Raw genomic sequence first — 14,787 nt, 5'->3', positions numbered from 1 at the left:
GCTCAGCGCCCCTGAGCCGGCGTGGATGGCTGCGGCGCGGCCGGCCGCGGCGGCTGCACCGGACGCTCGATGGGCGCGCCACCGAGCGGATCGACGAAGCGGCGCAGGATGCCGGGCGCGATCGCCGAGAGCGGATTGATCGTCATCGTCGGCGCGCTCGCCGAACCGGAAATCCGGAAATTGAGCGCGAAGAGGCCGCCATACTGGCCGCCGCCGAGCAGCATGCCGACGACCGGCACCTGCGCGAAGGCGTTGTTCAAGGCATAGCCGGGCACGAAGGTGCCGCCGATATCGACCCTGTCGCGGCCGTAGTCGACATTGCCCTGCACGGTGAAGCCGACCTGCTGGCCCCAGATCACCATGTCCGAGATATCGAGCCGGCTGGCCGAGCGGGTGAACTCGGCCCGAAGCTTGGTGAAGGCGACTTCGCTGGCATCGATACGGCCGCCGGCCGACCCGACGCGATCTCCCGAAAGGGGCGTCGCCGCCTGGCCGCCCAGCACGCGACGCAACGCGGGCTCGTCGCGCACCATGAAGTCGCGGAACAACAACTCGCCGCTTTGCCGGGTCTCGCCCGGGCCGAGCGTCAGGACGAGATTTCCGCCATGCGCCCGGCGGTAGAGATCGAGGAAGCGCAGCACCGCGCCGCCGTTCTCCGACTGCAGGACGAGCGCCCCGTCCTTGTCGCCCTGGCGCGCCTGTCGCGCCGTGACATCGGCCCGGCCGATCCGGCCCTCGAAGCTCAGCGAGCGCAACTCGCCACCGCGCTTGGAGAGCTTCATCTGGCCGTTGCCGATCGCCTCGTTGTTGAAGCCCGTCAGGATCGGCACGTCGAGATCGACGTCGACATCCCCGCCCCGGCCGCCGCCCTTGCCGCGCCCAGCCGCATCGGCGCCGACCTGCAGGTCGCGAATGAAGGGACGCACATCGGCAACCGCGCCGCGGATGACGAGCTTCGTCACGGTGCCATCGCGTTTGGCCTCGATCTTCAGGTTGTCTCCGGGCGAAATTCTGAGCTGCGACAGGCTGGCGCTTTCGAAACCGTTCTGCTTGTTCAGCTCGATCTTGCCGCGGGCCAGTGCCGGCGCGGATTCGAACAGGAAATCCTCGAGATCGGGGCCGCTCGGGTCGGCGATATAGTTGAATGTCGCGCGCCCGGGCCGCCCCGCCGGCTTGCTGAAGCCTGGGAGCCCACCGTCTATCGCAGCCTTGGCGAAATCGACCTCGACGCGCGGCGGCGCTGCCGCGCCCTTGCCAAGCGGCTTCGTGACCTTGACCTGGACGAGCCCGGTGATGCCGGCCTCCGGTCCCAGGCCGCGCCGCTGGCGCGCTGCACCATCGAGCGCGAAGGACAGCGTCGCCTCGCCCTGCCCCTTCGGATTCTGCCGAACCTCGATTTGGGCGCGCTCGCCGCTGACGCGCCCCTCGCCGCGGAGGGACAGGCCGGAGCGGTCGAAACTGACGGCAAGATTGGCGCCGTCCAGCTTCTCCGTGCCGAGCAAGGTGTCGGAAGCGACGCCCGACAGCGTTCCGGCGCTCTGGACCACTGCCTCTCCAGCCTGGATATCGGCGACGAGCGGCAAGCTGATCACCGTCTTCAGGTCGCTCGTACCCTTCAGCGCTGCCGGATCGATTGCGCCGGGGTTGAACTCCTTGAGCGCGGGAAAGGTGAAGAGCGCGGCCAACGCGTCCACCGAGCCCGTGGAGCGGAAGCCGATGCGAGCCTGCGAGCGAGGCGCCCAGAAATCCGGCATGCCGAAACTGCCCTCGCTCAGCATAAGCGTGCGGCCATCGCCGAGATCGGCGGCCGCTTTCGAAACCGCGAGCTGGACCGTTCGCCCGGTCACGTTTCCCTTGACGCTGCCATCGACGAGTGGCGGCAGGCCGGGGCCAGGCAGGAAACGCACCTGCGTCGCATCGATCGCAACGGAGAGCGCGCCGTCCGGCATGCCTTCTCCGTGGACCAGCCGGGCGTGATCCTCGGCGGGAAGGTCGAGATTGACCTCGACCGAGGCGAGCCGGGCGGCGACGAGCTGCCGCGTCAGGATGGAATGCACCTCCGGCGAGGTCCAGCCGGGCCAGACCGCCAGGGCCGCCCGCGCGTCGGAATCCGTCGCCTTGATCGCGAAGCGCTGGTAGGGCGAGGTTCCCTGGCGCTGTACCAGGCCGGTCATGTCGACCGAGATTGCCGGACCTCGCAGCGAGAAGCCGTCGATCCTGACCTCGTTGCTGCGCGAATCCAGCGTGACGTCGCCCTGCATCCTGTCGATCGTGACGGCCGGATCGGTACCCATGCCGGCGATCTGGCCGCTCGTATCGAGATTCATCCGCCAGACGCCGTCCTGCTCGCGCAACGTCCCGGTGCCGCGCAGTTGCGTCGCCCCCGCCTTGAGTTCCCCGGAGGTGACGCGGATATCGTTCAGTCCGGCGCTGCTCTCGAGCTCGACATGCGCAGCATCGATCGAGATCGGTTCGACCGGGCTGTCGCGAAAGCGCACCGTTCCCGGAAGGATGTCGAAGCGCGCCTTGATCTTGCTCTCCCCGCCCGGCCGGTGAGCCAACGAGATCTTGCCGGTCATCGGCAAACCCTCGATCGCGACGCTGGTCGTGCCGAAGGCGAGCGCCGCGACCTCGGCCGGCTCGAATCGGATGATGTCGATATCGGCCCGCCTGGTGCCGTCCCGATCGGTCGAAAGGTCGATCGCGAGCTCCTTCCAGCGTGAGCCCGTCCGCCCCTTCATGGTCAACCGGCTGACGCCGTTTCCCGCCCGCGACAGCCGGATGTCGACATCTTCCAGCCCCGCCTTCTGGCGCCCGTCTGGATCGACCAGGGACAGCCTTGCGCCGCGCATGCCGGCGGTCTCGAGCGCTCCCAGAAGCCCGTCCCCCGCCGCCAGCGTCGCCACCGCCTCCATGATGCCGGTAAAGGCGTTCCAATGGCCGGCATCGGGGACGACCGGTGTGGCCGGAGCCTCGGCCGGCTCCGAATCGGCATTGACGATCAGCGCGCCGTCGTGATTGACGCCGAGACGCACATTGACGCCGCGCAGGTCGACCGAGACCAGCCGGATCTCGCCGCGCAGCAGCGCCAGCGGCTCGTAGCCGAGCACCGCCTCGGGTGCGCGAAATGCTGCGCCGCTGCGATGGCGGAAGGAGACCTGCCGCACGCGGAGCTGGGAGTGGCCGTCGATCCGGCCGAGTTCGGCGTCGGCGGCCTCGACCTTCCAGTCGGGCCCGAGCCGTTCCGCGATCGCCGCCGAAATGCGGCCCTCGAGCCCCGAGAGCGGGATCAAGCCGGTGACCAGCAGGGTCCCCGCGGCGGCCGCCAGCGTCACGACCGCGACCACGACGGCGACCGCGATGGTCACGAGACCGGCCTTGGCGCGCCTTGCGACGACGGCGACCTCCTCGCAGGCCGACGCCTGGGGCGGCGCCTCTTGCTGCGCGGGACCGGTCTTGTCGTTGTTCTCGTTCGCCAAGAGCTTTCGCGTTCCATAAGGGAACCGAAGCGGCACTTCGGTTCCAACCTCACCGTATCATGGGCGTGAATGGCCACATGGGCGCCATCAGGCGAACGCCGCGACCAGACTAACCGATTCGGCTCCTGACTGGCCCTGACTGGCCAGTGCCGGAATGGGCAGCGTACCCTGCCAATCGATTCTGCGCTCCATGCAGGCGGAACACGACGAAAGGAAGGCAATTCATGGCCTTACGAGAAGGCGACCCCGCTCCGGACTTCAACTTGCCGAAAGATGGCGGCGGCTCGCTCGCGCTTTCCGACTTAAAGGGCCGCAAGGTCGTGCTCTATGCCTATCCCAAGGACGACACCGAAAGCTGCACGAAAGAGGCGATCGCGTTCAATGGCCTGCGTGCGGAATTCGCGGCCGCCGGCGCCGAGATCATCGGCATTTCGCCCGATCCCGCCCGGCGCCACGACAAGTTCAAGCAGAAATACGGCCTCGCCTTCCCGCTGGTCGCCGACGAGAGCCATGCCATGCTCGAGCCCTATGGGCTCTGGGTCGAGAAGAGCATGTATGGCCGCAAGTACATGGGTGTCGAGCGCACCACCTTCCTGATCGACGTTCACGGCCGGATCGCGCGGATCTGGCCCAAGGTGAAGGTCGCCGGACATGCCGAGGAGGTCCTCGCCGCCGTCCGCGCGCTCTGAACGGCGGCGCCGACGATCATGCGGCGGGAATTTGCAAAGGATTAACCCTAACGGGGTCTAATCGCGATATCGGCAGCGTCACATCCGGTTTTGCGTATGACCCATCCCGCCTCGACTGGTCAGGCTCTCCCCGTCACCGGGCTGGCCTCGCACAAGAAATATACGATCCGCCGTTCGACTGCCTTCGCGGGCCTCTCGTTCCTGGCGCTCGCCACCGCCTGGGGCGGCGTGAGCGGCTGGTACATCCTGAACAAGGACGATCTCGCGGCCCGCCTGATCGCCCGGGAGACCGCTCGGCAATACGCCTATGAGGACCGGATCGCTGCTTTGCGGGCCGATATCGACCGCCTCGCCAGCCGCGCTTTGCTCGACCAGGACGGCGTCGAGGCGCGCGTCGACGAACTGGCGACGCGCCAGGCCGATCTGGAAAGCAAGCAGGCGCTGGTGAATGCGGTGACCGGTACGTTGCAGGCTGCCGGCCTCGCCGCGCCTGACAAGGCGCCGCTGCGCTCCCGCCTGATCAAGCCGGAAGAAGCCATCCGCGCCTCCAGCGTCTCGAGCTTTGCGCCGATCGCGTCCGGCAAGCCGATGCCGGCACCGGACGCGCCGGGCCTGCGCAGCTCCGAGGCGCCCAAGAGCGCGCCCTGGGAATCCGGAGAGGCCGAGGAGGCACCAAAGGCTCCCGCGCAGCGCGTTGTCGAGACCTTGAGCCGCCTGGACCAGTCCCTGAACAAGGCCGCGAGCGCCCAGCTCGCCGCGTTGCGGCAAATGGACCAGAGCCTGGCGGAATCGCAGAAGACGCTACGCGGCGCACTCGCCGAAACCGGCCTCGACACCGACCGCATGGCGGCGACGGCGACGATCGCCAAGGGCGTCGGCGGCCCCTTCGTCCCGTTCAAGATCGATGCCTCGGCCGGTCCGTTCGAGGCCACGCTCAGCGCCCTGCAGCCACGAATCGCGGCGCTCTACCGGCTGCGCGGTTTGATCGAGCAGCTTCCGCTGCGCAAGCCCATGCCCGGCGAGGTCGATATGACCTCGAATTACGGCTACCGCGTCGACCCCTTCACGCGCGGCCCGGCGATGCATACCGGCATCGATTTCCGTGCCGAAACCGGCACGCCGGTCCATGCCACCGCGCCCGGCAAGGTGGTAACGGCCGAATATACCGGCGGCTACGGCAACATGGTCGAGATCGAGCATGCCGGCGGCATCAGCACGCGCTACGCCCATATGTCGGCGATCAGCGTCTCGGCCGGCCAGAATGTCACGAGCGGAACCGTGGTCGGCCGGGTCGGCACGACCGGGCGCTCGACCGGCCCGCACCTGCATTACGAGACCCGAATCGAAGGCGACCCGACCGATCCGACCCGCTTCGTCCGGGCCGGAATGAAGCTCGCAGGGCAACTCTAGATCTTAAGAAAATTACAGGGCGGCAACGCTGTAGCGCGTTTTCACAATCCAGTTTCGCAAACTATCCCTAGAAGGTCATGGCGGCGGCGTTGATGACGCCGGCCGCGAGCGAGGCGGCGCCGAGGAACAGCGCAGCGGCGAGCTCTCCCGAGGCGATGCGGGCCGACAGGTTCGGCAGCACCAGCCTGACCAGCACATAGACGAGCAGCTGCACGATCAGCGCGACCACGCCCCACACCGCGAGATCGATGATGGTGGTGGAATGGACGACGGCGCTCGACAAGGGCAGCGCAAAGCCGGTCAGGCTGAGGCCGAGCGACAACGCGGCCGCGACGTTGTTGCGCCGGATCAGCCCGAACTCGTTATGCGATGTGGCAAGCGTGTAGATCAGCAGATAGAGCCCGACGAGGCCGAGCGCCGCTGAGAAGAACAACGCGAAATCCGGCAGTCGCGCCAAGGCCTGGCCAAACATGAGGTCCTCCCGCTGATTCTCTTGCGGGATGGATGGTGCGCTTCAGCCTGGCTCGAACGCAACCATGCAACCCATGGCTGCCTCGCCCGGCACGATGATGCGCTCTCCAACCCGCACTGAGCCGATCTTGCCGCGATCCAGACCGGCTTGCACGGCCGCCAGATCGGGCACCGCGACGACGAAACCGGCGAATTCCGGTCCGGCCCCCTTGTCCTCGACCGCGAAGAGCTGCTGCGCGGCATGCGGCGTCAGCACGTCGAGCCGGCCGCGCGGCAATGCGGCGCTGACGCCGAGCGAATTGGATTTCAGGCTGCGCTCGCCGGTGAAGGCGGAGACGAAGATGTGATGGTCGGTCGGGTTCTCGGCCACCATGATCGCTGCGGCAAGGCCGCTGGCGCCGTTGGAATGCTGCTGGAAGGCCGGGTTCCAGAAATTCTGCGGCTCGTGCTGCTCGCAGACGAAGAAGCCGCAATCGGGGGCGCGTTCGTTCCGCGCAAAGGCCAGCGAAAAGGCGACCCGGACCTGCGATCCGTCCGGGCGCTGCGCCTGGCGTTCGAAGAAGAAGGGCTCGTAATCCCCAATTCCGTCTTCGCGAAAGGCTTCGGCGTCGGCCCTGGCGTCGCGGCTTTCGAGCACGAGCATCGACATGCCCTCGCCCCGGGCCAGCGCGTCGCGGACGAAGGCGCCGAAGGAGAAGTGACACGGCCCATGCGGCGGGATGGCGCCGGGATCGCCGATCGTGATCAGTTCCAGGAAGGCGCCCGGGAACTGCACGATCCGGTTCTCGGTGCCCCAGGGGTGCCGGTTGCGGGCGCCGACGCGAAAACCCATGCGTGCATAGAGTTCGCCCGCCGCATCGAGGTCGCGGACGCCGATGACGAGATGGTCGAGACCGCGCGGCCGGCCGGGTTGGGACATGGGATGAATCGCCATTCTTCGCGCCGCCACGCGGCTTCGGAATCGGGCTGTAGCAAGCTTTTCCGGAGCGGTCACGGCTCGATGTAGTGCGGCAGGAAACGCGAGCTGTTCTTGGTGATCGGCGTCGTGTCCTCGCGGATGCAGAGCCCGCAAGGTTGCGAGGCGACGAGCCAGGAGCCGAGGACGGCATAATTGCCGTCATAGGCCGGCAGGATCGCGGCGTCCTGGAGGACATAGCCCTCGGCGCCATAGGGCCCGTCATCGCTGTCGAGCACCCTGCCCCGCTCGATCAGCGCGATATTGGCCCCCTCGCGCGAATAGAGCGGCTTGCGGACATGGCGCGGGCCGAGGCCGGAGCAACCCGGATCGCCCTCGAAGAAGGCCGGCAGGAGGTTGGGATGGCCGGGCTCCATCTCCCAGAGACAGGCGAGCAGGCCCTTGTTGGACAAAAGCGCCTTCCACGGCGGCTCGACGAACTGGCAGCGGGACGTCGCCAGCGCGTCGGCGTAGTTCTCGCGAAACAGCCATTCCCAGGGGTAGAGCTTGAACAGCGTCTCGATCGGCAGGTTGGCGCCGTCGCAGAAGCGCCCGTCCGAGAGCAGGCCGATCTCCTCGATATACGTAAAGCGCGCGTCGAGGCCGGCCTGCACGGCGCAATCCTGCAGGTAGTCGACCGTACCCTTGTCCTCGGCGCTGTCCCGCACGCAGGTCAGATGCAGCCGGTAGGGAGACGGGTCCCGCAAGGCCGCAAAGGCCGCGATCAGCCGTTCATGCAGCGAGTTGAACTGGTCGCAGCCCGGCGGAAGCGCGCCGCGCGCCATGGCCTGCTCGAGCCAATCCCATTGCACCACGCCCGATTCGAAGAGCGCGGTCGGGGTGTCGGCGTTGTATTCGAGCAGCTTGGCCGGCCCCTTGCCGTCATAGGCGAGGTCGAGCCGGCCATAGAGATTGCGGTCGCCGCGCCGCCAGCTGTCGCGAATCAGGGCCCATTGCGGCTGCGGGATCGCAAGGCGCGTGAGGATCGCATCGTCGTCGATCGCCCGCTCGATGAACGAGAAGCACAATTGCTCGATCTCGCCGGTCGGTGTCTCGATGTCGCGTTCGATCTCCTCCAGCGTGAACGCATAGGCCGCGCTCTCGTCCCAATAGGTCTCGCCGTCGATCGTGTGGAAGGCGAAGCCGAGGCGCTCGACCTGCGCCTGCCAGTCGGGACGGGGCTCCACCGCGACCCGTCGCATTTCAGGACGAGGACGAGGAGCTGAAAGAGCGCGAGGTCGAGCCGAAGCCGCCGCGCGAGCTGGTGCTCGGCATGCTGGTGATGCCGGTCGACGAGACGTTGCGTGCGACCACCGGCTGTCCCGAGGTCGTCGAGTAGGCGCGGGACCAGCCGCTGCGCCCCCCGCCTCCGCTCCCGCCGCTGCCCGACGAGGAGGAGGACCGGGCTTCCCGGCATTCCGGCGCCTGGCTGCCCGGCGGGCAGGCCTGCCGGGTCGGAGGCAGGAGCGGCGCGGCGGCGCCTCCGCCTTGAGCCAGGCTGCGCGCGAGCATGATGCCCGCGAGGGCGGGAATGACCACTTGCGCACCGTTCCAGGTCGAGCTCTGGCAGGAGCTCGTACCGTATTCCGCCTCGCAGGCGGCCGTGCTCGAGAATTTCTTGGCGTCGCGCAGATGGTTGGCCGACGCCTCGTTGAAACGCTGCTCGCACTGGCTGGCCGTCAACTGACCGGCCGCCCGGCAATCAGCCAGCGAGTTGTAGACGAACGTCTCGTCGCTCTCGTCGCCGGAGCGCGACCACGCCACCGCGACCAGCACCACGCCTGCGGCCGCAAGGCCGATCTGGGTCGAGCGCTTCATGCCCGCCTCCTCAAACCGTCATACTGGCTGCGGCGAGCGTACCGCTGATCACGGCGATGACCGCGAGCATAGCGGCGGACGGAAGGCGGTCCTCCTCGATCTTCTTCGAGAGATCGGGGATCAGGATGCGGGCGAGCCCATAGGCGGCGAACTGGATCAGCATCGCGGCGAGCGCCCAGAGCACGCAGTCCGGAATGCTGCTCGCCTGGGCGATCGCCTTCTCCAGCGGAATCGAGAAGCCGGCAACGTTGCCGCCGAACGCGATCGCGGCCGAGAGATTGCCGGCCCGGATCAGGGCGATCTCGTCATGCGCGGTCAGTCGGAGATAGAGAACGGCAAAACCTGCGATCAGGGCTGCGCCGACGACAAAATACAACAGGAATGCCGGCAACCCGGCCATCGAGACCGTCATGTCGTTCCCCCCTGCAGGTGTTGAGGCCTGCCCGACCGTGCCAGTATAGCGCTGCCGCCTGGTCACGCCAGTGCCGGCCGGTCTATGGCTTGCGCGTCTCGAATTCGGCCCAGAGCGGAAAATGGTCGGAGAGGCGATGCGAGAGCTGCTGGCGCGTGAAGCCTTCGCCGAGATAGGCGAACGGCACGAAATCGATGTTGCCGCCGCTCTTGAAGACCAGGTTGAGCTGGCGCTTCCGATCCTTCTCGAACCAAGCGATCTGGTCGTAGAACTGCTCGAGCGGCTTTTCGGGATCGGCGAAGATGGTGCGCGGAAGCCCGAGCAACGGCTCGGGCACGGTCAGTCCGGTCGAGACGAAGGCCTGCCAGAGCTCGTCGCCATGGCGATCGATGTTGAAATCGCCGAGCAGCATGAAGTTCTGCCCGTATTCATTGGTGTCGTCGGCCCAGCCACTCATCCAGCGCGCGATGCCGCGCAGCTCCGGAATGCGGTCTGATCCGCGCGCGCCGTATTTGATATGCGCAGTGACGAGCAGCACTGTATCGGAGCCGGAGCGGAAGCTGACCGCATAGGGCGTGCGGTCGAACTGCCGTTTCAGCGCGTCCTTGCCGGTCTCGTCGAGCCATTCCTGCGGAATGACCAGTTCTCCCGCCAGCCCCGACAGGCTGACCCGCCTCGTGTCGAAGACATAGGCCATGCGCTCGCCATTGCCCGCGTCGCCGGCGGTCACGTCGGTCATCAGGAAGGACCAGTTCGGGCCCAGCGTCTTGATCATGGTGCGCAGCGACTTGAGATTGCCGACGACCTCCTGGATCGCGACGATGTCGAAGCGCGAGACGATCTCGGTGATCGCCCAGAGGGCCCGCCAGTCGCGCTTGGGGCTGGCCTTGGGTCCGGCGAGCCAGATTTCCGACAGATCGCCGAACTTGCGGATGTTCCAGGTCGCGATCAGCGTGTTGCGGCTGGTCTCGCGCTTCGGCGGAACGATGCTGTCGAGATGGGCGCGCAATGCGACGATCTCGTCGCGGGCGGCGGCCGGCGTGTCCGGAAGATGCAGCGCGGGCAAGGCTTCCGACATGGCGCGGCTCCGGTCTCAAACCGGAGCCGATCGTGTCACACGAGGCGGCTCTGCACCACAGCGGCCTCGATGAAGCTGGCGAAGAGCGGATGCGGCTCGAACGGGCGCGATTTCAGCTCGGGATGGTACTGCACGCCGATGAACCAGGGATGGTCCGGATACTCGACCGTCTCGGGCAGGAGCCCGTCTGGCGAGACGCCGGAGAACGTCATCCCCTGCCCCTCGAGCCGGTCGCGATAGGTCATGTTGACCTCGTAGCGATGGCGATGCCGCTCGGAGATCTCGGTCGAGCCATAGATCTTGGCGATCTTGGAATCTGGTTCGAGGACCGAGGCATAGGCGCCAAGCCGCATCGTGCCGCCGAGATTGCCGCCGGCGGCGCGCTGCTCCAGCTCGTTGCCGCGCATCCATTCGGTCATCAGGCCGACGACGGGCTCCTTGGTCGGGCCGAACTCGCTCGAATTCGCATCCTCGATATGGGCGAGCGAGCGAGCGGCCTCGATCACCGCCATCTGCATGCCGAAGCAGATGCCGAAATACGGCACCTTGCGTTGCCGGGCGAAGGTCGCCGCCTTGATCTTGCCTTCCGCGCCGCGATGGCCGAAGCCGCCGGGCACGAGGATGCCGTGGACATGCTCGAGGAAGGGCGCCGGATCCTCCTTCTCGAAGACCTCGGATTCGATCCAGTCGAGATTGACCTTGACCCGGTTGGCGATGCCACCATGGGTCAGGGCCTCGATCAGGGACTTATAGGCGTCCTTCATCCCGGTATATTTGCCGACGATGGCGATCGTGACCTCGCCTTCGGGATTCTTGACCCGCTCGGAAATCCGCTGCCAGCCGCTGATGTCGGGCTCGGCGCTGGCATCCATGCCGAAGGCTGCCAGAACCTCGTTGTCGAGCCCTTCCGCATGGTAGGACAGCGGCACGTCATAGATCGAGGCGACGTCGCGGGCCTCGATCACCGCCGTCTCGCGGACATTGCAGAACAGGGCGAGCTTGCGGCGTTCCTCGTTCGGGATCGGGCGATCGGTGCGGCACAGCAGGATGTCGGGCTGGATGCCGATCGAGCGCAGCTCGGCAACCGAATGCTGGGTCGGCTTGGTCTTCAGCTCGCCTGCGGTCGGGATATAGGGCAGCAGGGTCAGGTGCACGAAGATGCATTGGCCGCGCGGCAATTGCTGGCCGGTCTGGCGAATGGCCTCCAGGAAGGGCAGGCTCTCGATGTCGCCGACCGTGCCGCCGATCTCGACCAGCACGAAGTCATAGCCTTCGTTGCCGGTCAGGACGAATTCCTTGATGGCGTTGGTGACATGCGGGATGACCTGGATGGTGGCGCCGAGATAGTCGCCGCGCCGCTCCCGCGTCAGGATGTCCATATAGATGCGGCCGGTCGTGATGTTGTCGCCCTTGTTGCAGGGCCGGCCGGTGAAGCGCTCGTAATGGCCGAGGTCGAGATCGGTCTCGGCCCCGTCATCGGTGACGAAGACCTCGCCATGCTGATACGGGCTCATCGTGCCCGGATCGACGTTGAGATAGGGATCGAGCTTGCGCAGGCGGACCGTATGGCCACGCGCCTGCAGGAGAGCTGCGAGAGCTGCCGCCGCCAGGCCCTTGCCAAGCGAGGATACCACGCCGCCGGTGATGAAAACGTACCGCGTCATGGGAGACCACCTTTAACGCCAGGGTTTCGATTCGCTAAGCGCGCCGACGCAGGCCCGCCTTGCCGTTCACGCTTGTCCACAAAAGAGAATGGCCGGTTGCCCGGCGGCTCTCCCAAAAGAGAAGGGCCGGTTGCCCGGCCCCTGCCCTGTCTTCGTTACTGCTGCGGCGCCGCTGGCGGCGTCGGCGGTTGCGAGCCGCCCTGATTCTGCATCTGACGCAATTGGTCGAGGACGCCGCCTCCGGCATTGGGCGCGCTCGGCCCGGTCGGAGCCGCGGGCGCCGAGGACGCCGGCGCGCCGTCGATGATCGAACGCTGGACGCGGCCCTGATTGGCCATGATCGCCAGCGCGATCGAGGTCAGGAAGAAGCAGCCGGCGAGGATCGCCGTGGCACGGGTCAGCGCGTTGGCCTGGCCGCGACCGGTCATGAAGCCGCCGGCGCCACCACCTCCCCCGGAGCCCATGCCGAGGCCGCCGCCCTCAGAGCGCTGCAACAGGACGACGCCGACGAGCGCGACCACGATGATCAGATGGATAACGATGAGAACGTTCTGCATGATCTCACGAAATGGGTATGACGCAGGCCACCGCCAAGGGTGTCCCGCGCCGCATCTCCGCCGATGGCGGGTTCGGCGGCGCACATAGCACGCGACCGCCGGGGGCACCACCCGGCAATTGCGTCATTCCTGCAACGTCCGGGTTTCAGCGGTCTTTTTCAACCTCAGCCCTCATCCTGAGGAGCGAGCTTCAGCTCGCATCTCGAAGGATGCTCCAGAGGGCGCAATCACCAGGAACTGGAGCATCCTTCGAGACGCCGCTGCGCGGCTCCTCAGGATGAGGGCTGAGGTTCCAGGTCTCTGTCAGGCGCAAGCCTTTGCGATGGCGAGGAAGTCCTCCGCCTTGAGGCTGGCGCCGCCGACGAGCGCGCCGTCGACATGGGCCACGTTCATCAGTTCGGCCGCGTTCGAAGGCTTGACCGAGCCGCCATAGAGCAGGCGCACACCGCTCGCCGCCGCCTTGCCCAGCGCCTTGCCGAGCTCGGCGCGGATTGCGGCATGCATCTCGGCGACATCGGCAGCGGTCGGCGTCAGCCCGGTGCCGATCGCCCAGACCGGCTCATAGGCGACGACCAGCGTCGCGGCGGTCGAGCCCTCGGGGACGGAGCCGCGGATCTGCTTCTTGACGACGGCGAGCGCCTTGCCGGCCTCGCGCTCGGCCTGCGTCTCACCGACGCAGACGATCGGCACCAGCAGCGCCTTCTGCGCCGCCTCGGCCTTCGCCTTGACCGTCGCATTGGTCTCGCCATGCAGGGTGCGGCGCTCGGAATGGCCGACGATGGCATAGGTCGCGCCCGCGTCGCTCAGCATCCCGGCCGAGATCTCGCCGGTGAAGGCGCCGCTCGACTGGGCGCTGCAATCCTGGCCGCCGGTGGCGATGCGCGAGCCGATCAGCGCGGCCGTCATGGCGAAGTGCAGGGTCGCGGGAGGGCAAATGGCGAGGTCGACAGCATGCCTCAGCTCGGCGCCGTAGCCCCTGGCCACCTCGGCGGCGATGGCGAGCTCCGCCCTCAGGCCGTTCATTTTCCAGTTGCCCGCCACCAGCGGCTTGATGCTGCGCGTCACCTTGATCCTCCTGTTTTTCGTGCAACGGCTCTAGCAATGCCCGCACATGACCGCAATCGGCCGGCAGGAACGCGCGGAAGATTGCCCGCGGCGCGATCGGTTCCTATAAGCAGCGCCGACAAAAGACGAAGGCTCGCGCTGCTGCTGCGTGGCCAATGAGGGAAAGAACGACGAAATGATGATGCAGGGCATCCGCAAGGCGGGGCAGAGCTTGGTCGGCAAGCTCATCATCTTCGTGCTGTTCGGCTTCCTGATCCTGTCCTTCGCGATCTGGGGCATCGGCGACATTTTCCAGGGCTATGGCCGCAATTCGGTGGCCCGGGTCGGCAAGACCGAGATCGGCCTCGAGCAATTGCGCACCGCCTATCAGAACGAGGTCCAGAACCTGACCCGGCAGCAGCGCCGCACGATCACGCCGGATATGGCGCGGGCGATCGGGCTCGACCGTCAGGTGCTGTCGCGGCTGGTGACGGAGGCCGTGCTCGACCAGACGGCGCGCAGCATGCGCCTCGCCGTCTCCGACGAGACCATTCGCGACCTGATCTTCCAGGACCCGGTCTTCAAGGACGCATCGGGCAATTTCTCGCCGTCGCGCTTCAACGAATTGCTGCGCTCGAACGGCCTGAACGAGCAGACCTATGTGCGCGAGCAGCGCGCCACCATCCTGCGCCAGCAGCTCGCGGAAATGGTCGTCGGCGCGGCGACGGCGCCCGTCGCCCTCCAGGAGCTCGGGCACCGGCTGCGCAACGAGCGGCGCGGCGTGACCTTCGCCAGGATGTCGCCCGCAGCCGCCGGCGAGATCGCCGCGCCGAGCGAGGCCCAGCTCAAGACCTATTTCGACGAGCGCAAGGCGAGCTTCCGGGCGCCCGAACACCGCAGCGCCAATGTCGTGACGATCACGGCCGAGACGCTCGCCGACCCGAGCAAGGTGACGGACGACGAGGCCAAGGCCCGCTACGAGCAGGTCAAGGCGCAGCGCTTCGGCTCGCCGGAGACTCGCACGATCCAGCAGATCGGCTTCCCGAACCCCGACGAGGCGCAGGCCGCCAAGGCGAAGATCGCCGCCGGCGAGGCGTTCGAGGTCGTGGCCGCGTCGCGCAGCGTTGCGGACAAGGATCTGACACTCGGCACCTTCACCAAGGCCCAGGTCTTCGACCCGGCGGTTCGCGACGCCGCCTTCGCGCTCGCC

Annotated in this window: 13 protein-coding genes; 3 read left to right on the top strand and 10 right to left on the bottom strand. The window is 67.1% G+C overall.

Annotated features, from left to right (window positions below; translation table 11 throughout):
• Positions 1-2: 2 nt before the first annotated feature.
• Positions 3-3,479 carry a hypothetical protein gene (locus ACTIF2_RS25935; protein WP_439500025.1) on the bottom strand — a complete coding sequence of 1,159 codons (3,477 nt, stop codon included), beginning with the start codon at positions 3,477-3,479 and terminating at the stop codon, positions 3-5.
• A 224-nt stretch (positions 3,480-3,703) separates the two neighbouring features.
• Here ACTIF2_RS25935 and ACTIF2_RS25930 point away from each other — a divergent pair, with 224 nt between their 5' ends.
• Both ACTIF2_RS25930 and ACTIF2_RS25925 read left to right on the top strand, forming a co-directional pair.
• The gene (locus ACTIF2_RS25930) at positions 3,704-4,168 is read left to right on the top strand and encodes a peroxiredoxin (protein WP_439500024.1); all 465 of its coding nucleotides are present in this window, start codon (positions 3,704-3,706) and stop codon (positions 4,166-4,168) included.
• 96 nt (positions 4,169-4,264) lie between these two features.
• Entirely contained in the window at positions 4,265-5,578 is a 1,314-nt protein-coding gene (locus tag ACTIF2_RS25925; protein ID WP_439500023.1) for a peptidoglycan DD-metalloendopeptidase family protein, read from the top strand.
• A 67-nt stretch (positions 5,579-5,645) separates the two neighbouring features.
• Here the strand turns inward: ACTIF2_RS25925 and ACTIF2_RS25920 are convergent, their stop codons facing one another.
• The 9 genes from ACTIF2_RS25920 to tpiA all read right to left on the bottom strand — a co-directional run bounded on the left by ACTIF2_RS25920 (position 5,646) and on the right by tpiA (position 13,598).
• Entirely contained in the window at positions 5,646-6,050 is a 405-nt protein-coding gene (locus ACTIF2_RS25920) for a DUF350 domain-containing protein (protein WP_439500022.1), read from the bottom strand.
• 42 nt (positions 6,051-6,092) lie between these two features.
• Positions 6,093-6,968, bottom strand: coding sequence for a VOC family protein (locus tag ACTIF2_RS25915; RefSeq protein WP_439500021.1), 876 nt, complete (start codon positions 6,966-6,968; stop codon positions 6,093-6,095).
• A 71-nt stretch (positions 6,969-7,039) separates the two neighbouring features.
• On the bottom strand, positions 7,040-8,206 hold the full coding sequence (locus ACTIF2_RS25910; RefSeq protein ID WP_439500020.1) for a glutathionylspermidine synthase family protein: 1,167 nt from the start codon (positions 8,204-8,206) through the stop codon (positions 7,040-7,042).
• A gap of 1 nt (position 8,207) precedes the next feature.
• Positions 8,208-8,822, bottom strand: a complete 615-nt coding sequence (locus tag ACTIF2_RS25905; protein ID WP_439500019.1) for a DUF1190 domain-containing protein — start codon at positions 8,820-8,822, stop codon at positions 8,208-8,210.
• A 10-nt stretch (positions 8,823-8,832) separates the two neighbouring features.
• Positions 8,833-9,234, bottom strand: coding sequence for a DUF350 domain-containing protein (locus tag ACTIF2_RS25900; protein WP_439500018.1), 402 nt, complete (start codon positions 9,232-9,234; stop codon positions 8,833-8,835).
• Positions 9,235-9,316: 82 nt separating this feature from the next.
• Entirely contained in the window at positions 9,317-10,312 is a 996-nt protein-coding gene (locus tag ACTIF2_RS25895) for an endonuclease/exonuclease/phosphatase family protein (RefSeq protein ID WP_439500017.1), read from the bottom strand.
• Between the two features lie 35 nt (positions 10,313-10,347).
• Positions 10,348-11,976 carry a CTP synthase gene (locus ACTIF2_RS25890; RefSeq protein WP_439500016.1) on the bottom strand — a complete coding sequence of 543 codons (1,629 nt, stop codon included), beginning with the start codon at positions 11,974-11,976 and terminating at the stop codon, positions 10,348-10,350.
• Between the two features lie 155 nt (positions 11,977-12,131).
• Entirely contained in the window at positions 12,132-12,533 is a 402-nt protein-coding gene (gene secG, locus ACTIF2_RS25885) for a preprotein translocase subunit SecG (RefSeq protein WP_439500015.1), read from the bottom strand.
• Between the two features lie 303 nt (positions 12,534-12,836).
• A complete protein-coding gene (gene tpiA / locus ACTIF2_RS25880) occupies positions 12,837-13,598 on the bottom strand; it encodes a triose-phosphate isomerase (protein ID WP_439500014.1) in 762 nt (253 codons plus the stop codon).
• 175 nt (positions 13,599-13,773) lie between these two features.
• Between tpiA and ACTIF2_RS25875 the strand changes: the two genes are divergently transcribed.
• The coding region (locus tag ACTIF2_RS25875; RefSeq protein WP_439500013.1) for a peptidylprolyl isomerase at positions 13,774-14,787 on the top strand (1,014 nt) is incomplete at its 3' end.

Origin of the sequence: Allobosea sp., assembly GCF_051860145.1 — a bacterium.
Lineage (GTDB): Bacteria > Pseudomonadota > Alphaproteobacteria > Rhizobiales > Beijerinckiaceae > Allobosea.
Note: the sequence above shows the minus strand (reverse complement) of the source record. Positions and strands in the feature narration are given on the sequence as shown.